Source organism: Sutcliffiella horikoshii, from assembly GCF_008180725.1.
Lineage (GTDB): Bacteria > Bacillota > Bacilli > Bacillales > Bacillaceae_I > Sutcliffiella_A > Sutcliffiella_A horikoshii_B.
Map to the genome: position 1 here is coordinate 1 of NZ_VTEV01000010.1, position 19,747 is coordinate 19,747.

A 19,747-nucleotide genomic window follows, 5' to 3' on the forward strand; every position below is an offset into this window, starting at 1 on the left:
CCGTAGGAGTCTGGGCCGTGTCTCAGTCCCAGTGTGGCCGATCACCCTCTCAGGTCGGCTACGCATCGTCGCCTTGGTGAGCCGTTACCTCACCAACTAGCTAATGCGCCGCGGGCCCATCTGTAAGTGATAGCCGAAACCATCTTTCAATAAAGAACCAGGAGGTTCCTTATATTATCCGGTATTAGCTCCGGTTTCCCGAAGTTATCCCAGTCTTACAGGCAGGTTGCCCACGTGTTACTCACCCGTCCGCCGCTGACCTTTCAAAAGCAAGCTTTTGAAAGGTCCGCTCGACTTGCATGTATTAGGCACGCCGCCAGCGTTCGTCCTGAGCCAGGATCAAACTCTCCAATAAAGAGTCTGAGCTTTTGCTCAAAATTTGCTAGCTTGTGTTACTTAAATCATTTTGTCGTGTTCCGTAGAACCGACGTTATGACGCTGTTGTTTTGTTTAGTTTTCAAAGATCATTCAATATTATGGAGCGGGTGATGGGAATCGAACCCACGACATCAGCTTGGAAGGCTGAGGTTTTACCATTAAACTACACCCGCAATATTCAATATCGGGAAGACAGGATTTGAACCTGCGACCCCTTGGTCCCAAACCAAGTGCTCTACCAAGCTGAGCTACTCCCCGTTCACTTTAAAAGTAATGGCGCGCCCGAGAGGACTCGAACCCCTAGCCTTTTGATCCGTAGTCAAACGCTCTATCCAATTGAGCTACGGGCGCTTTGTATAAGTTGTTTATTTGATGTCCCTCTCAGAGGCGACTTAACTATAATATCAAATCTAGTATTTCATGTCAACACTTTTTCGAAATTATTTTTTCGGTGTTTTTGGTGCGGCCGAGAAGAGTCGAACTTCCACGGGGTTGCCCCCACTAGGCCCTCAACCTAGCGCGTCTGCCATTCCGCCACGACCGCGAAAATGAATGGCTAGTGTAAATGTATGGTGCGGGTGAAGGGACTCGAACCCCCACGTCAAAGACACTAGATCCTAAGTCTAGCGCGTCTGCCAATTCCGCCACACCCGCATACATTTTATAAAGTTGGCTGGGCTAGCTGGATTCGAACCAACGCATGTCGCAGTCAAAGTGCGATGCCTTACCGCTTGGCTATAGCCCATCGAAGATGTGTAAATAATAAGTTCCCTCTGGTGGAGGATGACGGGATCGAACCGCCGACCCCCTGCTTGTAAGGCAGGTGCTCTCCCAGCTGAGCTAATCCTCCAGATAGAAATGGGAAACAAAACAAGAATGTTTTGCATCCCACTTTGTAGTGACCCGTACGGGATTCGAACCCGTGTTACCGCCGTGAAAGGGCGGTGTCTTAACCGCTTGACCAACGGGCCATATAATATGGCGGAGAAGGAGGGATTTGAACCCTCGCGCCGCTTACACGACCTACACCCTTAGCAGGGGCGCCTCTTCAGCCACTTGAGTACTTCTCCATATGGCTCCACCAGTAGGATTCGAACCTACGACCCTTCGGTTAACAGCCGAATGCTCTACCGCTGAGCTATGGTGGAATAATGTTGCGGTATGTCGGATAACGTTGTCTTTCGTCGCAACCGACTGCTTTTATTTTAATAAGCTTGTACTTAAAAGTCAAGTTTTTTTGGAACAAAAATGATATATTATCATAATTGCCAACCAGCCGCTATTTAAAACAGCGACTAGAATAATTTATCATATTTTATAGTTGTGTGTCAACACGCTTTTCTATTTCTCTTAACTTCCCTCTACATTTTCCACATCTATACTTGTTTGTATTCACCCTTCTTACTCTTTTATATTGGAGGTGACAATCTACACATTCATATATACGAAAAGTTTTCTGCTTGGATTCTTGGGTATGGATTGGTGTGCAAAATCTTGGAGCCCCCACTTTTTTCAATAGTAATCGGAAATCAGCATCTCTGTGTTTGTATCCTTTACCTTGAATGTGCAGGTGATAGTGACATAGTTCGTGTTTGATGATACCTACTAGTTCGTCCATACCTAGTGCATCGTAATACTTCTTGTTGATTTCAATGTTGCTAGTGGAAGTGAGGTATCTCCCTCCGGTTGTTTTCAGGCGGTGATTGAATGATGCTTTGTGAAGGAACGGTCTGTTGAAATGCTTTAGTGAGATTTCTTCTATTAACTTCTGTAGATCTTTGTCGTCCATTTTCGTCCCCCACCTTTCATTCGAACCCTCCCCATTATACTGCATAGTATAGAAAAAAATAAGTCATTTATGTTTGGCTGTTTTCTAAGAGATTGTTGTTTACTCTTTGGAGTTTTGCCGTTCCTTTCCGCTGCAGGCACTCTCTTTCCGCGGGGCGGTGCTTGAGCCTCCTCGGCTTCGCCTGTGGGGTCTCAACCTACCGCTTTCTCCCGCCGGAGTCGAGTACCTTCCGCTCCAATCCACTCATACTCTCACTATATTGGTCATTAAACAATCTTTTGTTAAACAGCCCCACATTATGAGCCTTCAAGTAAAAGATTGAAGGGGGTAGTGAAAAGATGCCGACTTGGTTTAGGAAGCAGATGCAACGCGCATACCTGGAGAAAGATCGATATCAGATAAAAATGTTGAATCAGTGCTGGTTTTTCTATCATAAAAAGAATAGTTGAATGTAGAAAACCCCCACACAGTTTTTCCAGCTGTGCGGGGGCTATTTTAGCTTCTTATACTTCTTGCTTTTGTGGTTGTAGCATCGTCAGGGAAACGCGCCCTTTGTTTACTTCTACTCCGTCGACCCAGACTGTGACAATGTCACCGACAGAGACAACGTCAAGCGGATGTTTCACAAAACGATCGCTGAGTTTTGAGATATGGACAAGGCCGTCCTGCTTCACTCCGATATCAACAAATGCGCCAAAGTCCACAACGTTTCTGACTGTCCCTTCTAGTTCCATTCCCTTTTGAAGATCTTCCATTTTCAATACATCCTGCTTAAGAAGCGGGGTAGGCATGTCATCACGAGGGTCTCTTTCCGGTCTGATGAGAGAATCGATGATGTCCTGAAGTGTAATAGGACCGATATTCAAATCCTCGGCAAGCTTTGCGACATCTACACCTTTTAAAGCCTGCTGCAACTTTTCGGTTCCAATTTCTTTTTCAGATGTCCCCAATTGCTTCAATAACTTTTTCACATCACTATACGTTTCGGGGTGGATGCCCGTTCTGTCTAATGGTTGTTTTCCGTCAATGATTCTTAAGAAGCCGATACATTGTTCATAGGTTTTTGCCCCAAGCCTTGGAATGCCCTTTAAGTCAGACCTGCTAGCGAACTTCCCTTCTTCTTCACGTTTCTTTACGATGTTACTAGCAACCGTCTTGGATAACCCTGCTACATATTGCAATAAAGAGGAAGATGCAGTGTTCACATTCACCCCTACTTGGTTTACAACTGTTTCTACAACGAAATTCAAGGATTCCGCTAAGCGCTTTTGCGCCACGTCATGTTGGTATTGGCCGACTCCGACTGATTTTGGATCTATTTTCACAAGCTCCGCCAACGGGTCTTGCAGTCTTCTGGCAATAGAGACGGCACTTCTTTCTTCTACTTGTAGGTCAGGGAATTCTTCTCTCGCCAAATCAGAGGCCGAGTACACACTTGCTCCTGCTTCATTAACAATCAAGTAAGAGATGCTCTTCCCACTTTGTTGAATGACATCAGCGAGTAATTGCTCCGTCTCCCTAGATGCAGTTCCGTTTCCTATAGCCACTACTTCAATTTCAAATGTAGATAGTACGCCCAATAGCTTTTGGATGGACTCTTCTCGTTTCTTCTCCCCTGAAGTATGCGGATAGATAACACTTATATGAAGGACTTTTCCTGTTTCGTCGACAACTGCAAGTTTGCAGCCTGTTCTATATGCAGGGTCTACTCCTAGTACCACTCGTCCTTTAAGAGGCGGTTGAAGAAGGAGGTTTCTTAGGTTTTCTGAAAAAATATGAATTGCTTGTTCTTCTGCTTTTTCTGTAAGCTCTTTTCTAATTTCACGCTCGATCGCAGGCTCAATCAACCGCTTATATCCGTCCTCCACCGCTTCTTTTATAAGAGGTGTTGCAATGGAAGATTCTCGTTTAATCACTTGTCTATTAAGATATTCAACGATTCTTTCTGTCGGAGCAGCGATGGAGATTCGTAAGACTTCTTCTTTTTCTCCTCGATTTACTGCTAGGATTCGGTGTGGAAGAATTCTTGAGATCGCTTCTTCATACTCATAATACATAGCAAAGACTTCTTTTTCGTCTTTTTCCGCTTTCTTAACCGCTGATACAACCTTGCCTTGCTTAAAGGTAACGTCACGAATATATTGGCGATAAGCTGGTTCATCAGAAAAAGTCTCTGCAAGAATATCCTTTGCTCCTTCTAACACCTCTTCAACCGTCGCCACTTCCTTTTCCTCAGAGAGAAAATCTGCAGCTTTTTCCTCGAGTGAAGGAATGGACGGGAACGTGAGAAGCCACTCGGCATAAGGTTCCAATCCTTTTTCTTTTGCAACTGTCGCTTTCGTGCGGCGCTTTTGTTTGTATGGTCGGTAGAGATCCTCTACCTGTTGTAGTTTGGTTGATTTTAAGATGCTGGCTTTTAGTTCTGGTGTAAGTTTCCCTTGTTCCTCTATCAGACGGGTAACTTCTTCTTTTCTATTTTCAAGGTTTTGTATGTATTGCCATTTTTCCATGACGGCTCTAATTTGTACTTCGTCTAGTGAGCCTGTTTGTTCTTTTCGGTATCTGGCGATAAAAGGAACGGTGTTGCCTTCTTCTAAAAGTGCAATTACTTTTTTCGCTTGTCCTTTTGTCACTTCTACGTCTTTCACTAATAGGTTGACCAATTGCTCGTTTTTATCGTTCCATTCCAATTTTGTAGCCTCCCAACATATTAACCCATCTTCTATTTTAGCAAATTATTCGGACAAAGAAAAAAGACTAACATGGAAATGTCAGTCTTGGAATTTGAAAGTTGTATCAATTTGTTGATCTTCGTTCCAGGCAATTCGCTTTTCGCTGGCGGTCCGGAAGCCTCCTCGGCAAGCCTGAGGCCACTGAGAAATCTTTGATTTTAAAATTTTTTTAAACACCGCTGTTAATTTCCGCAAAATTCTCCCTAGTGGATTTCACCTGAGATGATAGTGACGTCGTCCATGCCGTTGCTTGTGAACATCGCTGCGATTTCTAGCAGGGATGTAGCGGATGGGATGTCTTTGATGTATTTTTTTACAGACGGTATATTTAATCCATCTGAGTAGATGAAAAACTTCATATTGGAACTGTAGGGAAAACGATGGGTTTTGAGTGTTTGAGGTCTCCCAGATAAGTAGCCTTTGACTGGAAGTGGGTAAATTAGCTTTTCTGTCGGAGGATATAGGAAAAATCGAATATTCCCAACACAGCTGTACACAACTTCTTGCTGGTCATAGTTGACTTTCAACACAGATACCGCTGCCCCACGCTTATTTCTCATCGCTTCATTACAAGCTTTCATGATCACGGAAACGTCTTCTGTTTCATGGTCTTTGGCAGCGGAAATAACTGCCTGAGATGCGTCGTGGGCATATTCTCCGCTACCTAAACCATCTGCTACTACACATAAAAAGTAGTCATCTGTTGTACTCACATAGTAGCTGTCCCCACAGAAATACATTCCGTTTTTCGCATTCTGGTAGGCATTCACGTTCGCTCTTTCATGTTTGAACTGTTCAATCATGAAAAAATCTCCGTGTTTGCATTATCTTCCAAAAACGCTTGTTTGAGCTTGGTCAGCGCTTTACGTTGCAGCCTTGAGACATGCATTTGCGAAATACCCAATTTTTCCCCTGTTTCTTTCTGACTCATATTCTTAAAAAATGTGCAATCGATAATCTGTTTTTCTCTTTCTGAAAGCACATGGAATATTTTTTGTAGTAGAAGCTGCTGATCCACCTGATCGAATCCAGCATCCTGGTTTCCTACGATGTCCAAGATGGTTACTGTACTTCCATCAGAGTCAGCCTCGATTGCATTATCGACAGACAGAGCTTGATAGTTTTGGCTCATCTCCATCGCTTCCAATACTTCTTCTTCGGTTACTTCCAAGTAATCAGCAATTTCAAAAACTTTTGGTGAACGTTGAAGTTCATTTGTCAGTTCTTCTACGGCAGATTTTATCTTCGGTCCAATTTCCTTGATTCTACGCGGAACGTGGACGCTCCATGTTTTATCCCGAAGGAAACGTTTAATTTCTCCGATAATTGTCGGAACAGCAAATGCTTCAAAGCTTCGGCCAAAACTAGCATCAAAACGCTTCATGGCTCCAAGCAAACCGATCATCCCTACTTGGGAAAGGTCTTCGTGAAAGGCTTTGCCTCTCGAATATTTACGAGCGATGGATTCAACAAGTGCAGTATAATGCTCTACTAATTGCAACTGCGATACTTCACAACCATCTTGTTGGTACCGCTCTAATAGCATATTAACATCCAGCTTACTGGACGGAGATTGATTCTGCATCCCTTTCCACCTGCTCTCCTTGTACATACTTTGTCATGAAGACTGTAACGCCTTGATTGCTGTGCACCTTCACATCATCCATCAGCGTTTGGATTAAGAATAATCCTAGCCCTCCTTCTGGCAAAGTTTCTACTGGTTGCGACTCGGTGTATGGACCCAGTTCTTCCCTTACTTTGTCAAAATCAAAGCTTTGTCCATTGTCAGCTACGACTAACTCGAGTCGGTCTTTATAAATACCGAATCCGATTCGAATATTTCCTTTTTCGTCTTGCTTATAAGCATGCTCTACCGCATTGGTACACGCTTCACTTAATGCAATTTTAATATCTTCAATTTCATCGTATGAGAAGCCCATTCGATTCGCAATTCCAGATAAAGTAAGACGGATAACTCCTACGTACTCCGCTTTTGCTGGAAAAGCCATTTCTATATAGTCATAAGCCCGGTTCATTGTTCCCCCACCTTTAAGTGAACTTATTTAACGGCTGCTAAAAGAGCCTATTTAATTTCCATGATTCCTGCTAAACCAGTAATATCAAACAATCTCTTTAATCGATCCGATAAACCTACCAGACGAAAGACACCGTTATTTGCTTTTACGGTTTTAAAGAAACCTACAAACATCCCTAAGCCTGTGCTGTCCATATAATTAACATTGGATAAATCAAATACTAGTTCCCCAGTAAATCCTTCTAATAGAGGGGCGACTTTTTCCTTTACCTTCGGAGCAGTATAGGCGTCTATTTCCCCTTCCAGGACGACAAGCGTCTGATTTAACTCTTCTTTTATTTGAATGTCCATATTCATTCTTTCGTCACCTCAAACATGAATTAGAATTCCACTTTTAGGTCATCCCAATACTAAATACCCGCTTCTCAAACATTTAAACCTTTCTTTTTAAAATAATTAAGGTAAAGTCATCTCTGAGCTGAAAGTCCTGAATTTTCTCCAGATCCCTGTATACAAGCTCAACAATGGCCTGAGGGGGTAAGTCAATATAAGACCGGATTAAATCTATTATTTTATCAACCTCGATAAATCCTTCATCTGTACGGCATTCTGTTACTCCATCTGAGAAGAGAATCACCATATCATCAACTTCAATTCTTTTTTCATACTGTTGATAGGTTGCAAGTCTGTCAATACCAAGAACAAGCCCTCTGGCATCCAGCTCATAAAATTCATTTCTCTTCGCATCGAAATACAACGGTGGTTCGTGCCCCGCAGAAGAGAATGAGAAGAGGTGTTTGTGAAGGTCATACATCCCGTAGAACATCGTGATGAACATGCTGGCATCCACATTTTGTTCCACCACTCTATTTAAGTTCCCAAGTACATAGCTTGGAGCAACTCTAGTATCTGGTAAACTATCCATTGCATATTTGATCATACTCATACACATCGCAGCCGGGATGCCTTTACCGATAACATCTGCAATAGCCACACTGAACGAATCTTTCTCGTTATGGACAAAATGGTAGTAATCTCCGCTCATATGTTTAGCAGGTACACTGATCGCACCAATCTCTACTGAGTCCGTTTCAGGAATCTTTGTTTCGAGTAGCGTTTGTTGGACATTTGCTGCAATTTCAATCTCCGTCTGAATTTCCTGTTGTCGGTGGCGCAGGCTTTGGTGTTCCCGGTAAGCAACCCCATAGCCAATCATCACTTCAAGTAGAAAGTCCAAGGAATGCAATATATTGTCCGGGATGTCCGGAGAAAGATCTTGCAACATGGATTTATGCACACTGATAATTTCTTCCGGAGAAACTTTCTCCCCAAGCAATCTGCGACTGAACTCCTGCCCCTTATAGAGAGCTTCCTCGGACTGACGGTTTAAATAGGCAGAGAGTATTTCTTTATATTCTGATTCGAATTTATCGTAATTCATGGGTTATCCCCCCCTCTAGCGAACCCACTTTACGGCATGGATTGTCGTTCCTTCCCCAGAAGTCGAATCAATTTGAAACGAGTCCATTAACCGCTTAACTCCAGGTAATCCGGCACCAAGGCCTCCTGATGTAGAATAACCATCCTCCATCACTTGTCGGATGTCGGAAATTCCAGGACCATCATCTGTAGCTATCACTTTCAGCCCTCTTTTTCCGTAATCATCCATTTCTTCTACACAAATTTGACCTGTACCTGCATACAAATAAATATTACGAGCCAACTCCGAAATAGCGGTAGTTATCCTCGCTTGGTCTACTGTTCCGAAACCCAGATCTTTGGCAACATTCCTACCCATTTGCCGGGCAGCTACGATGTCCCATTCGTTTCTTATTTTTACACAGGATTGGACAGTCATCATTTACTCCCCCAGTTCCTGTTGTAATTTCTCTAGACCCTTTTCTAAATCTAATGCCGTGAACACTTCATCTAATTGGATTCCAAGTTCAACTAAAGTGATGGCTACAGCAGGTTGAATACCTGTCAGAACGACTTGCGCTCCCATAAGTTTTGACATGCTGATGACATCTCCAAGCACTTTTGCAATAAATGAATCAATCATATCAACGGAGGTCAAGTCAATGACAACTCCATTTGCACCTGTTTCATGTATTCTATTTAGAAGATCTTCTTGAAATTGCAACGCAGTTTGATCATCTAGTTCCCATTGGATAGATATTAAAAGGCAATTGTGAAGCTTTAGTATAGGTATTCTCACTCTTGATCCCCCACAGTCACAATTTGTCTGTTTGTCATTTCAAGCGCTGTTTCAATCCCTTTTTTCAAGGAATTTTTCGTAATAATTTGGTCTAGATTAATTCCCAAATTGACAATAGTTTGGGCAATTTCAGGACGAATGCCAACCAACAAGCATTTCGCACCGACAAGTCGAACCGCTTCTGCAGCCTGAATAATATGGTGAGCTACCATGGTATCGACAACAGGTACACCTGTAATATCAATGAGAACCACTTCTGCACGATGTTTCACCACACCTTGAAGGAGGTTTTCCATGATTTGTCTTGCACGTTCTGTGTCAATAGTTCCTACAAGCGGCATGACAGAGATCTTGTCAAATACCGGGATAAGAGGCGCCGCTAATTCTTGCAACGCAATTTTTTGCATGGAAACCGTGTGCTCCCATGAACCTGTATACGATTTTAAAATTTCATTACCTACCGGACGAAGCCATTGATCAAAATCGTAAATTAAAGAGACTTTACGGCTGTCTTCGACCTGATCTGTCATCCCTTCATATACGATTTTCCCAAAAAGCGATAAGCCTTCTGTTACATATACAAGCGGCCAGCCAAAACGAACAATCTTCTCAGCAAAGTCCGTCAACACATTCGATAGGTCGTCGGAGTTTTTGCTAATATTGTTCAAAAGCAAATTGATGTATTCACGGCTTGTACTTAAATAGACCTTATCAGAGATAGCTTTAAACTCTTTCTTTTCGCCGATCTCGTCCATCCCATCAATCCACTGATTAAAGATTGTTTCGCGATTTTCCTCAATGTAATTAATTATCTCTTGATTCATTATCCCGGCTCCTTTATTCGGTAATAGATATATTTTAAAAATTGACAATAATTATAGCTATACTAATACCACTATAAAATTTTATCATTTTAAAAGTCAAATATGTTTAATCCCATTTCACCCATAATTGTGGTTTATTTACCTATTTTTGGTGGTACCTTTGTAGGAAAGGATACTACATATAACGCATCTGCAAAATAAAAAAGCTACTCACGCGCTTGTGAATAGCTTCTTATCGATAAAACGGATTCAACATATTAAAAGTCAATAAGTCCTAAGCTTATTTGAAGCGCCTCATCCACTTTGTCCATCATCTCTTCGTCAAGATGAGTGATTTTGTCCGTTAATCTTTGTTTATCAATTGTTCGAATTTGTTCGAGCAGAATAACAGAGTCACGTTCAAAACCGTAACGCTTCGCATCGATTTCTACATGTGTTGGAAGTTTGGCTTTTTGGATTTGAGCAGTAATGGCAGCTACTATAACGGTCGGGCTAAATCGATTTCCGATATCATTTTGGATGACAAGTACTGGTCGAACGCCTCCTTGCTCAGACCCAACAACCGGGGATAAATCAGCAAAATAAACGTCACCGCGTTTGACAATCAAATGATTACCCCCCGCTAACTAAGCGTTCAACCGTATGCTCCGCCTCATATTCAGCCAAGAAAGCTTCAGATGCAATGTTTAGATTAATTTTAGACATTTCCATGTAGCCACGTCTCATGGACTCGCGAATCTGACGCTTTTTGCGCTCGCGAAGGTACATCTTTGTTGCTTGAAAGATTAATTCATTTCGATTGCCGTTTTCTTGTTTTACCAAACCATCTAATTCCGACACTAAGTTTTGAGGTAATCGAATCAAGATTTCAGTTGTTGCGCTGGATTCAGACACAGCATACACCTCCAAGAACTACAGACACATAATACTATTCCATATTCCATAATACCATCATTGCTGTTAATTGCAAAGTCCATTTAGCGAATTCTTCTCTATTATCACTATATAATCCCTTTTTTATGCAGAAAATTACCATTTACTATTCTAATGGTTTGTCTTGCAAATAGTTTCTCACTTCCATTATACTCCCTTTGCGCCAAAACATGCGGGGTACACGGTAACTGATCATACACGGCACCTCGTAGTTAATGGTATCTAGCTTTGCCGCTACATCGTTGGAGCTGATCTTCTTCCCGTCCTGCTCGCCGATAAGTGTCACTTTGGTACCGATTGGAAGTTCATGAGGCAATTTAATCATAAATTGATCCATGCAAATTCTTCCAACAATTGGAGCGAGTTTCCCGTCTACAAGAATGTTCATCCCTTGCAATTTTCTGATCCAACCGTCTGCATAGCCAACAGGCACCGTTCCGATCCACTCTTCTTCTTTTGTTGTGTAGGTAGCTCCATAGCTGACACTTTCGCCAATCGATAATTTTTTGACATGTACGAGTTTGGTATGCAAGGAAAAGGCCTCTTTTAATGGAAAAGGTAATTCTGGTTCCATCTCCGGTGATGGTGTTAATCCATACATAGCAATTCCTACACGCACCGCGTTGAAGATCCTCTTTGGAAATCTTAGCGTTGTAGCACTGTTACCGCAATGGATCATTGGGATTCTGTATTTGTTTGTGATTTGATTTAACAGAGTGTGAAACCTCTCAAACTGCCGTTCCACATAATCTGATTGCAACTCATCCGCGGTGGCAAAGTGCGTGTATATCCCTTCCATTTGCAGGTTAGGGGCTTTATCAATCAACTCTAATATTTGCGTTACTTCTTCTTGTGTTCTCGCACCGATTCTTCCCATGCCAGTATCGAGTTTCAGATGAAGTTTCACCACTTCAATGCCGTGATATGCAATACTAGCTTCCTCTATCCATTCTTGACGGAAAACCGTGAGCGTAATGTTTTCCTTAGCAGCAAGCGGCAGGTCGGAAACCCTTGAAGCACCAAGCACAAGGATCGGTGCGGTTATTCCTTGCTGCCTTAAAGACATGGCCTCATCCAAAAAGGATACAGCAAGATACTTCGCACCGGCTTCCAAAGCGACATTGGCAACTTGCGCATCTCCATGCCCATATGCATTCGCCTTGACGACCGCAATCACCGTGACATCCTTTGTCACATGCTCCTGTATCGCTTGCACATTCTCATAAATACAATCCAAATCTACCTCAACCCACGTATCCCTATGAAAGCTCGACATCTACCTAAGCACTTCCTTTACCAATCTACAACCTCAAATTAATATGTTCCTATCATAACGAAAAAATCCCCGAAAGTCATGTGAAGAACGGCCCCTTCGACACGGAGAGCGAAAATCCTTTGGGGGTCTGACCCCTTTTCACAAAAAATACAGGCCCGTCTGCAACGGGCCTGCTAGGTTGTTATTTGGTTATTTGATGGCTGCGCCTTGGACGGAGCGGGCGACCATGAGCATTTCTTCTTGGGAGAGGTCTTTGGATGCAAGGGTGAAGTCGACGCCTTGGTAGGTCCAGGTTAGGCTGTTTTCTGTCATGGCGCCGACTGTGAAGCCTAGGTCAGCTGGGTTACCATTGACAAGCTGCGATGTCGGTACTTCCGAGTTACGCGCTTTCTCTTGGATCAATGTGAAGGTCTTCGTGCCTTCATATGTCATCACAACACGTTTTCCGTTCGCTGTTTCCACGACGGTTTCTTCCTTAAGGTCCGTACCAGCAGGCGTATCAAGCGGTGTCATGGCGGAAAATTCATCCGATTCTTCCGTAACAGGTCCAGATGCAGGCAGCTCTAAGCTTGCACGAGCACCAGTCATATTCTTTTTCACATCAAATGCATCAGCATCAAAGCTTGCATCAAATTTGAAATCAGAGAACTCTACTAAGACAAGCGGCTTTTTATCCGGATCCATCACTTTTACTGATACAGGTGACAAATCTTTTTTGCTCAATGTAATTTCCTGAGTCGGAAGGAGCTTATTATTTTGATAATTCGTTTTCGTTTCAAATACATAATGTTCTTCTGTTGCAGTGAACGTTGCTTCCGGGTCATTCTTGATGTCATTCACAAGTGATTCAAACAGATAGGCTTGGCTGCTGTTTTGCGGCCATTCGCTGTGGAAACGGAAGCTTTTGTTGAGCGCCGGCGTCAAAACGAATACACCCTCATCATTACGGATAATGATTTGACTTTGATCCTTTTCCGCATTTTTCAAATTCACTTTGTAGTAGTTCGGTTTGTTATGCCCAATTTGCACCTCGTACACTTGTGGTTCCGCGCCAGTTTGAAGGGTCATTTTCGCATTCGATTCATACCCTTTCATCTCTTCTACTTTCGCACTAAGAGAAGCTGTTACATCTTCTTTCGATTTTGTACCGCACCCTGCGAGAACAAGGATACTCACAAGGCCAACCACTACCAATAGCCATGCTTTTCTCAAATTATTCATCCCCTTTGCCTTCATTACATGATTATCTTAGAGAAAAGTGAGAGTGCAGAGATACCGGACCATCCTGTAGTACGCAGGTTGTCTGGAGCTCTACTTGTACACCTTGTCTCCTTTCTGAACTATGTATATGAGCAAGCTTTGGGGAATATGCAGACTAGCTTGACAAGCTTTCGATAATTACTTGCGCGATGGCGTATTGTTCACTATGAGATATGGACAGATGAACATTCCTGTCTGCCATTTGGGGCTCAGAAAAATACGGCCTCCCTTTTTCTGTTGACACTATCGTCATGTCCTGAAAACTTAATTCTTTTCCAATCCCGGTTCCTTTCGCTTTAGAAAAGGCCTCCTTTGCAGCAAAACGACCTGCAAGGAATTCCACTTTTCGTTTCTCACTAAGCGTAGAAAACCTCTCTTTCTCTAGCGATGTGAGGATACGGTTCACAAAGCCGGGCTGGCGATTCATCAATTTCTCAATGCGGCCAAGCTCCACAATGTCTACTCCAGTTCCGATAATCATACTTTGACCAACCTCTTTCATATAGTAATGATATATTTTCTAATTCTCCTAAAAAGACTTTTCGGTGCCAACATGGTAATCTGAAAAGAGCCTATTTAAAGAAGAAGGGGTGAAGCGGATGTTCGTCCGAACGGAAAACTTTCGTGCTTTTAGAAGATTATATCCTATTATTACCACAATTGTTGCCATCCATCTTATTCTTTGGCTGGTTGTCCAATTCTCTTCAACCGTTCTTAATCTCACAATCGGGTTCAATTTGCTTGTATGGCAAGGAGAGTGGTGGCGGCTAGTTACTCCTATTTTCCTACACGCAAGTCTGACTCACTTCTTATTTAACTCCCTGTCGCTCGTCCTGTTTGGACCTGCCGTGGAGCGGATGCTAGGGAAAGTGAAATTTATCATTTTTTATTTACTTGGTGGAATTCTAGCAAACGTCGCCACCCTACTTTTAAAACCTGACATTTACAGTCATCTTGGAGCTTCTGGTGCCATCTTTGCGATATTCGGCCTCTATTTTTATATGGTGTTCCTGCGACCAGACCTATTGGATCGAGCAAATTCCCAAGTTATCTTAACCATTTTGGGAGTCGGGCTTGTGATGACCTTCCTGAACTCCAATATCAATGTGATTGCGCACTTATTCGGATTCTTTGCCGGTACCGTTTTAGCGCCTTTCTTCTTAGGAAGAGGGCATGCTACCTCACCAAGGTCGTTACGCGCCATATTTCCTAACATCGGCAGACCGAGCGCACCGAGGAGCGGGAAGCAAAACATCTTTTGGATTGTGATAGTGGTATTAGTGCTGTTCGGGATCCTTTCAAGGTTTATGTAATTCCATATTCAAAAACAAAAGCAAGGGTTGTCATATCACATGACATCTCCTTGCTTTTTTTCATAAGAATACCACTCATAGATTTGTTCCCCGTCATCCTGCTCCACATCCACCACTTGAAAGTTCTTCCCTCCAAGTCCAGTTTTAATGGCAGCTTTGATTGTAAACAGCTTTCTTTTTCCCTGAAAGAAAGATTCCCTCAGTTCAAAAGACTGTATCCTTTTTTTCCGGACGAGGACAGTATTTTTACTCAGATGGCGGTAAGAAAGTTGCAATTGCTCCTTGCCGACAGCCCAACCCGCATTTTTATATTGGCTGTATCCTAATAAACCGCCAATCGCTACAGAAAGAAAGGCAACATATCCATATGGCTGAAAAAAATAGGCAATCGGAACAGAAAGCAGTACTGCCGGCACCATCAGGCGGACAAGATAGCGAATCATTGACCTCTTCGGAAGACCGTGAACACTTTGTGTAAGCATGTACGACGGGACGAACTCCCCCAAGTGCGCTTCCACATCAGAGACCTTCAACAACGGAAAAAGAATCGTGGAAAAATCAGATTCCTTTCCTCCCGAACTCCCTGCACTCTCCACAAAAACGGTGGCGTATCCGAAAGGTTGTCTTAAGGGGTTTTGTGAAATCCTTATCGCCTGTATTCTTTTCAGAGATATCGTTAATTGACGTTTTTCAATAATCCCCCTGGAGATCAATAGCTCATCGTCATTTTTGACAACAGTGAAGTTACCATATTTAAACATGGTCATGACAATAGAAATTAGCCAAGACAAGAACAATACCACAAAAACGATAGAAGCAATCAAGTACACACTCGTTTGCAAGACCATTCCGAAACGGTTGATAATATCCTCATAGGGGACAAACTGATCGAATTGGGAAGTAAACGCGATGACTGCTGACAGCACAACACCAATCCCCCCTGAAGTTGTTCCCACAATAAAGAGTGTTTTCCAGGATGCTTTATATGTCGGTTTTTCTACAGGTTCCACGCTTGATTCTTGCTGAACTCGCAGCTTCGATCCATATACATCAGCGTTTTCTTCTTTATTTTTGTAATACAATAAAGCTTCCCTCAGTCTGCTTGCCTCTTCCTTTGTCACGGCCGTCAAACTTGCTTCCGCTTCTGTTCCCCCACCAGCTGTTTCAATTTGCACCTTTACTAGTCCGAAGACCCTTTGCACAAGCCCTTCCGAAGTATCCAAAGTCTGAATTCTCTCTTGCGGAATGAAACGGCGTTTTCTTACAAAAACTCCATATTCCATCCGGAGCTCTCCATCTTCTATCCAATAGTAAAATCGATACCAAGAAACCACGCCGATTGCGATTAACCCTGCAAACCACAAAACCATCACAGCTATGTAAATAATCCCAAAAAAACCTTCCCCAGAACTACTTCCAAAAAATACGAAAATAATAATTGGAAACAATAGCTCACGCAGTTGTTTGAAAAAAGCTACAACAATGGCCGCAGGATGCATCCTCTTTTTTTCAGACATCATCTTCTGTCACCCTCGCAAGCCTTGATATGTAATCCCTGACCTGGTCTGCCTGCTCTTCATCAAGAGCCGGTATTTCATGAATGGTCGCCGCTGTTGAAATGAGAACGGTTGATAGGTGAAACTTTTTTAAAATTGGGCCCTGACGCGTATCTACATGCTGCACACGAACCATCGGCACCAAGGTTCTTTTTTTGATAAAAATGCCATGTTGCAGATCAATCTCATGTTCATGCACTTCGAATCGCCAGCGCTTCCACTGCATGGTTGGGAAAATAACGACGGTAAATAAGAAGATAAGTACAACAAGCGCTCCCGCTATCAGCAGTGTCCACCAAGGGAATTCAAAGGAACGTTGTATAAACCAAAAGCCCCCAAAAAGCAGGACGTAAAATAAGGAATTCAGTGCTGCGGAGATCCTCCATACCGACAAAGCTTTTCTATCTATCATCTGTTTAGGCTCCGGCCTCATTCGCTCTCCCTCCACATCGTGTTCTAGTTGTCGCTTTTCCTAGTATACTATGGATGTCCTCTGTTGGAAAATTCTATTTAATTCTGAAGGAAGCTCCGTCGATAATTTCTATTTCAGCATAATTTTTCATCTCTTCCATCAGCTGAAATAGTGCTTCATCCTTTTTCTTCGCCTCAATCATGCAATGAATCTCCGGCACACTTCCTTTTATAGGCTGGAGAAAATCCATAAACATTTTTGGATCCACATAATCTGCATGAGCACGGAAGTTTTTTTCGTCCCTCGGGCTTGAAATATGCATCTTCACAGGTAGCGGAGAATGCTCCCAAGTCTGCACCACTCGCCCCCATTCATTCTCCCACCCCTCTGCTTTCTCTTCAAAGTGAGCAAGGTGATGATGGTAATCAAAAACTAGCGGTACATTCAGTTTTTCACAAACATATAAAGCATCCCGCAAGTGAAATGTTGTATCATCATTTTCAAGAATCAGCATTTCCTGGATTGGTTGTGGGACAAGCGCAAAATTATGAATGAACTGCTCAAGCGCCAGCTCTCTATCATCATAGCCCCCTCCAATATGCAGGACACAACGATGCTGAGTGGGTACCCTCATTCCTTTTAAAAGAGAACGGTGCATACTGAGCGTCTTGATGGTCTGGTTGATGATATCTTTGTTTTTAGAATTGAGCAGCACAAAATGATCGGGATGAAAATCTACCCGCATCGGGTTTTCATCAATATAGTCACCTATTTCGGACAGAATTTCTTTAAGCGGCCGCATGAACTTCCAGTCTTTCACTTCTTCATGGTTTGCGAGTGGAATTAGTTTGGAGCTGAACCGGAAAAACCGAATGTCGTTCGCGACATTGTGCTTAAGCAAACGCAGACAGTTTTCTAGGTTTTCGATTGAAATGCGTTCAAGCTTTTCAATCGCCGCTTCCCGATCCTTGATCTTGCTGAACTGGGCATAGGTCATCGTTTTGGACGGGGAGGCATTGGTGAGCTGCACGCTCATGGCGACGTAGCCGAGTTTGACGATGGTCATGGGTGGGGGAACCTCCTTTTGGTTGAGAATTGGTTAGAGGTAGTATGCCCAAGTGTGGTGGGTTTTGTTCTTTTTTGGGGATTGGTTGGGTGAAATGGAGTATATGGAAAATATTAGAATTCCATTGCTCAGTTTCCTTGATCTCTGTGGTCGTTCGGGTTAATAGAGACGGGCTATTAGACATTTCACCACTTTTCCGCAGCTGTTCGGGCTTATAGAACCGTTCTATTAGACAYTTCACCACTTTTCCGCAGCTGTTCGGGCTTATAGAACCGTTCTATTAGACATTCACCACTTTTCCRCAGCTGTTCGGGCTTATAGAGCACCAACCACCCAGCCCCTAAACCCAAGCTCCCCCACACACAACAAAAAAAGCCCGAAAACCAACCAGTTATCCCAGTCAGTTCTCGAGCATTCTCAAGTGAAAGTTAATTATACGCGCTCTTTACGAGAAGAGCGTTTGTAGCCTTGGCGCTTAGCGTTTGCGTCTCTTGAACCAGATCCGCCACCGGATTTGCCGCCACGGTTATCGGAGCGTTTGTTCCAGCCGCCTTTTCCGCCGCCGCCATGACTCTTTCCGCCACCACGGTTACGGTCGCCGCCACGGCCACCGCCACCACCGCCACGTCTTGAGTGCATTGGTGCTTCTTCAGTAAGACGGATTGGAGTTTCATCCGGCTCTTTTGTGAACAATTTCAGCGCTGCAGATACAAGTGTTACTGCATCGTGCTCTTCTAATAATTGTTCTGCTGCATTGCGGTAGAAACCAAGGTTTTTCGCTTCAACAGCTTGCGTTAATTTTTCCATAGACATTTTTTGTTGGCCTTCTAGTGCTTCGTCTAGAGTTGGTGCCTTCATTTTGTCCATTTTACGTTTTGTTACACGTTCTACATGGTGCAAGTAGCTAACTTCACGAGGGCTAACGAATGTGATCGCCAATCCGCTCTTACCAGCACGACCTGTACGTCCAATACGGTGAACATAGCTTTCAGGGTCTTGTGGGATATCGAAGTTGTATACATGTGTAACACCAGAGATGTCAAGTCCACGAGCTGCTACGTCTGTTGCAACAAGTACATCGATGGAACCTTCTTTAAACTTGCGAAGTACGCTCATACGCTTCGCTTGAGAAAGGTCACCGTGGATTCCTTCTGCAGAATATCCGCGCACGTTCAATGCATCAGAAAGCTCATCCACACGACGCTTTGTACGACCGAAGATGATCGCAAGTTCTGGAGATTGAATGTCAAGAAGACGAGTCAATGTGTCGAACTTCTTCTTTTCTGGAACTTCCACGTAGTATTGTTGGATGTTAGAAACTGTTACTTCTTTCGCTTTTACCTTTACACTTACAGGCTCGCTCATGAAACGCTCAGCGATCGCACGGATAGGTGCAGGCATTGTAGCAGAGAAAAGTAATGTTTGTTTTTGTTCTGGTGTTTCAGCAAGGATCTTTTCAATATCCTCGATGAATCCCATGTTTAGCATTTCATCTGCTTCATCAAGAACAACCGTGTTCACATTTTGAAGACGAAGAGTCTTACGGTTGATATGGTCAAGTAAACGACCTGGCGTACCAACAACGATGTGAGGGTTCTTTTTCAATGAACGGATCTGTCTGCTAATGTCCTGGCCTCCAAATACGGAAAGAACACGAGCACGTTTATGATATGAAGCTTTATAAATTTCTTCAGCAACCTGGATAGCTAATTCACGAGTCGGTGCAATAACGATACCTTGGATAGAGTCGTTTGTTACATCTACATTTTCAAGCAATGGAAGACCGAATGCAATCGTTTTACCTGTACCTGTTTGAGCTTGACCGATAACATCTTTACCAGTTAACGCAACAGGAATTGTTTCCGATTGGATTGGGGTAGCTTCTTCAAACCCCATTCTGTCAATAGACTTCATTATATCTTCTGATAAACCTAATTCTTTAAATAACGCCAAAT

21 protein-coding genes, 10 tRNA genes and 1 rRNA gene are annotated in these 19,747 nt (G+C 43.1%); 2 read left to right on the forward strand and 30 right to left on the reverse strand.

What is annotated here, in order from left to right:
* From FZC76_RS19485 to FZC76_RS19540, 12 genes are all read right to left on the reverse strand, one after another.
* Positions 1 to 355: ribosomal RNA gene (locus tag FZC76_RS19485) — 16S ribosomal RNA — on the reverse strand; the annotation flags it as partial.
* Between the two features lie 122 nt (positions 356 to 477).
* Positions 478 to 551, reverse strand: a tRNA-Gly gene (locus tag FZC76_RS19490).
* A gap of 11 nt (positions 552 to 562) precedes the next feature.
* Positions 563 to 636, reverse strand: a tRNA-Pro gene (locus tag FZC76_RS19495).
* A gap of 16 nt (positions 637 to 652) precedes the next feature.
* Positions 653 to 729, reverse strand: a tRNA-Arg gene (locus FZC76_RS19500).
* 107 nt (positions 730 to 836) lie between these two features.
* Positions 837 to 922, reverse strand: a tRNA-Leu gene (locus FZC76_RS19505).
* Positions 923 to 948: 26 nt separating this feature from the next.
* Positions 949 to 1,032 (reverse strand) — tRNA-Leu (locus FZC76_RS19510).
* A 16-nt stretch (positions 1,033 to 1,048) separates the two neighbouring features.
* Positions 1,049 to 1,123, reverse strand: a tRNA-Gln gene (locus FZC76_RS19515).
* 29 nt (positions 1,124 to 1,152) lie between these two features.
* A tRNA-Val gene (locus FZC76_RS19520) sits at positions 1,153 to 1,228 on the reverse strand.
* Between the two features lie 49 nt (positions 1,229 to 1,277).
* Positions 1,278 to 1,349: transfer RNA gene (locus tag FZC76_RS19525), tRNA-Glu, on the reverse strand.
* A gap of 8 nt (positions 1,350 to 1,357) precedes the next feature.
* Positions 1,358 to 1,448 (reverse strand) — tRNA-Ser (locus FZC76_RS19530).
* A 3-nt stretch (positions 1,449 to 1,451) separates the two neighbouring features.
* Positions 1,452 to 1,526, reverse strand: a tRNA-Asn gene (locus FZC76_RS19535).
* A gap of 167 nt (positions 1,527 to 1,693) precedes the next feature.
* Positions 1,694 to 2,167: a SprT family protein gene (locus FZC76_RS19540; protein ID WP_148989844.1), complete on the reverse strand. Its 474-nt coding sequence runs from the start codon at positions 2,165 to 2,167 to the stop codon at positions 1,694 to 1,696.
* 338 nt (positions 2,168 to 2,505) lie between these two features.
* On the opposite strand from FZC76_RS19540, the gene cmpA reads away from it, so the two are divergent.
* A complete protein-coding gene (gene cmpA, locus FZC76_RS19545; RefSeq protein ID WP_088016780.1) occupies positions 2,506 to 2,616 on the forward strand; it encodes a cortex morphogenetic protein CmpA in 111 nt (36 codons plus the stop codon).
* 54 nt (positions 2,617 to 2,670) lie between these two features.
* Here cmpA and FZC76_RS19550 read toward each other — a convergent pair whose 3' ends face one another.
* The 14 genes from FZC76_RS19550 to acpS all read right to left on the reverse strand — a co-directional run bounded on the left by FZC76_RS19550 (position 2,671) and on the right by acpS (position 13,926).
* Complete coding sequence (locus FZC76_RS19550; RefSeq protein WP_148989845.1) at positions 2,671 to 4,857, reverse strand: Tex family protein; 2,187 nt, start codon at positions 4,855 to 4,857, stop codon at positions 2,671 to 2,673.
* Positions 4,858 to 5,102: 245 nt separating this feature from the next.
* Positions 5,103 to 5,702, reverse strand: a complete 600-nt coding sequence (locus FZC76_RS19555; protein ID WP_148989846.1) for a PP2C family serine/threonine-protein phosphatase — start codon at positions 5,700 to 5,702, stop codon at positions 5,103 to 5,105.
* Positions 5,699 to 6,484 (reverse strand): RNA polymerase sigma factor SigB, encoded by a 786-nt coding sequence (gene sigB / locus FZC76_RS19560; RefSeq protein WP_060666175.1) that lies wholly within the window; start codon positions 6,482 to 6,484, stop codon positions 5,699 to 5,701. The genes FZC76_RS19555 and sigB overlap by 4 nt, the downstream gene beginning before the upstream one ends.
* The gene (gene rsbW / locus FZC76_RS19565; protein WP_148989847.1) at positions 6,459 to 6,935 is read right to left on the reverse strand and encodes an anti-sigma B factor RsbW; all 477 of its coding nucleotides are present in this window, start codon (positions 6,933 to 6,935) and stop codon (positions 6,459 to 6,461) included. Before rsbW ends, sigB begins: the two co-directional genes overlap by 26 nt.
* Positions 6,936 to 6,982: 47 nt before the next feature.
* Entirely contained in the window at positions 6,983 to 7,291 is a 309-nt protein-coding gene (locus FZC76_RS19570) for an STAS domain-containing protein (RefSeq protein ID WP_060666173.1), read from the reverse strand.
* A 76-nt stretch (positions 7,292 to 7,367) separates the two neighbouring features.
* The gene (locus tag FZC76_RS19575) at positions 7,368 to 8,375 is read right to left on the reverse strand and encodes a PP2C family protein-serine/threonine phosphatase (protein WP_148989848.1); all 1,008 of its coding nucleotides are present in this window, start codon (positions 8,373 to 8,375) and stop codon (positions 7,368 to 7,370) included.
* Between the two features lie 15 nt (positions 8,376 to 8,390).
* Positions 8,391 to 8,792 (reverse strand): anti-sigma regulatory factor, encoded by a 402-nt coding sequence (locus FZC76_RS19580; RefSeq protein WP_148989948.1) that lies wholly within the window; start codon positions 8,790 to 8,792, stop codon positions 8,391 to 8,393.
* A gap of 3 nt (positions 8,793 to 8,795) precedes the next feature.
* Positions 8,796 to 9,152 (reverse strand): STAS domain-containing protein, encoded by a 357-nt coding sequence (locus FZC76_RS19585; RefSeq protein ID WP_010195165.1) that lies wholly within the window; start codon positions 9,150 to 9,152, stop codon positions 8,796 to 8,798.
* The gene (locus FZC76_RS19590; protein ID WP_148989849.1) at positions 9,149 to 9,976 is read right to left on the reverse strand and encodes an RsbT co-antagonist protein RsbRA; all 828 of its coding nucleotides are present in this window, start codon (positions 9,974 to 9,976) and stop codon (positions 9,149 to 9,151) included. Before FZC76_RS19590 ends, FZC76_RS19585 begins: the two co-directional genes overlap by 4 nt.
* 257 nt (positions 9,977 to 10,233) lie before the next feature.
* A complete protein-coding gene (ndoA, locus tag FZC76_RS19595) occupies positions 10,234 to 10,584 on the reverse strand; it encodes a type II toxin-antitoxin system endoribonuclease NdoA (RefSeq protein WP_010195163.1) in 351 nt (116 codons plus the stop codon).
* A gap of 4 nt (positions 10,585 to 10,588) precedes the next feature.
* On the reverse strand, positions 10,589 to 10,870 hold the full coding sequence (locus FZC76_RS19600) for a CopG family ribbon-helix-helix protein (RefSeq protein WP_010195162.1): 282 nt from the start codon (positions 10,868 to 10,870) through the stop codon (positions 10,589 to 10,591).
* A 145-nt stretch (positions 10,871 to 11,015) separates the two neighbouring features.
* A complete protein-coding gene (gene alr, locus FZC76_RS19605; RefSeq protein WP_148989850.1) occupies positions 11,016 to 12,185 on the reverse strand; it encodes an alanine racemase in 1,170 nt (389 codons plus the stop codon).
* A gap of 189 nt (positions 12,186 to 12,374) precedes the next feature.
* Positions 12,375 to 13,397: a LolA family protein gene (locus tag FZC76_RS19610; RefSeq protein ID WP_187442160.1), complete on the reverse strand. Its 1,023-nt coding sequence runs from the start codon at positions 13,395 to 13,397 to the stop codon at positions 12,375 to 12,377.
* 163 nt (positions 13,398 to 13,560) lie between these two features.
* Positions 13,561 to 13,926: a holo-ACP synthase gene (acpS, locus tag FZC76_RS19615; protein ID WP_148989852.1), complete on the reverse strand. Its 366-nt coding sequence runs from the start codon at positions 13,924 to 13,926 to the stop codon at positions 13,561 to 13,563.
* A 118-nt stretch (positions 13,927 to 14,044) separates the two neighbouring features.
* Here acpS and FZC76_RS19620 point away from each other — a divergent pair, with 118 nt between their 5' ends.
* Entirely contained in the window at positions 14,045 to 14,758 is a 714-nt protein-coding gene (locus tag FZC76_RS19620; protein WP_148989853.1) for a rhomboid family intramembrane serine protease, read from the forward strand.
* Between the two features lie 35 nt (positions 14,759 to 14,793).
* Here FZC76_RS19620 and FZC76_RS19625 read toward each other — a convergent pair whose 3' ends face one another.
* From FZC76_RS19625 to FZC76_RS19640, 4 genes are all read right to left on the reverse strand, one after another.
* Complete coding sequence (locus tag FZC76_RS19625; RefSeq protein WP_148989854.1) at positions 14,794 to 16,278, reverse strand: PH domain-containing protein; 1,485 nt, start codon at positions 16,276 to 16,278, stop codon at positions 14,794 to 14,796.
* Entirely contained in the window at positions 16,268 to 16,747 is a 480-nt protein-coding gene (locus FZC76_RS19630; protein ID WP_148989855.1) for a PH domain-containing protein, read from the reverse strand. The genes FZC76_RS19625 and FZC76_RS19630 overlap by 11 nt, the downstream gene beginning before the upstream one ends.
* A 73-nt stretch (positions 16,748 to 16,820) precedes the next feature.
* A complete protein-coding gene (uvsE, locus tag FZC76_RS19635; protein WP_148989856.1) occupies positions 16,821 to 17,792 on the reverse strand; it encodes a UV DNA damage repair endonuclease UvsE in 972 nt (323 codons plus the stop codon).
* Positions 17,793 to 18,224: 432 nt separating this feature from the next.
* Complete coding sequence (locus FZC76_RS19640) at positions 18,225 to 19,745, reverse strand: DEAD/DEAH box helicase (RefSeq protein ID WP_148989857.1); 1,521 nt, start codon at positions 19,743 to 19,745, stop codon at positions 18,225 to 18,227.
* Between the last annotated feature and the right edge of the window lie 2 nt (positions 19,746 to 19,747).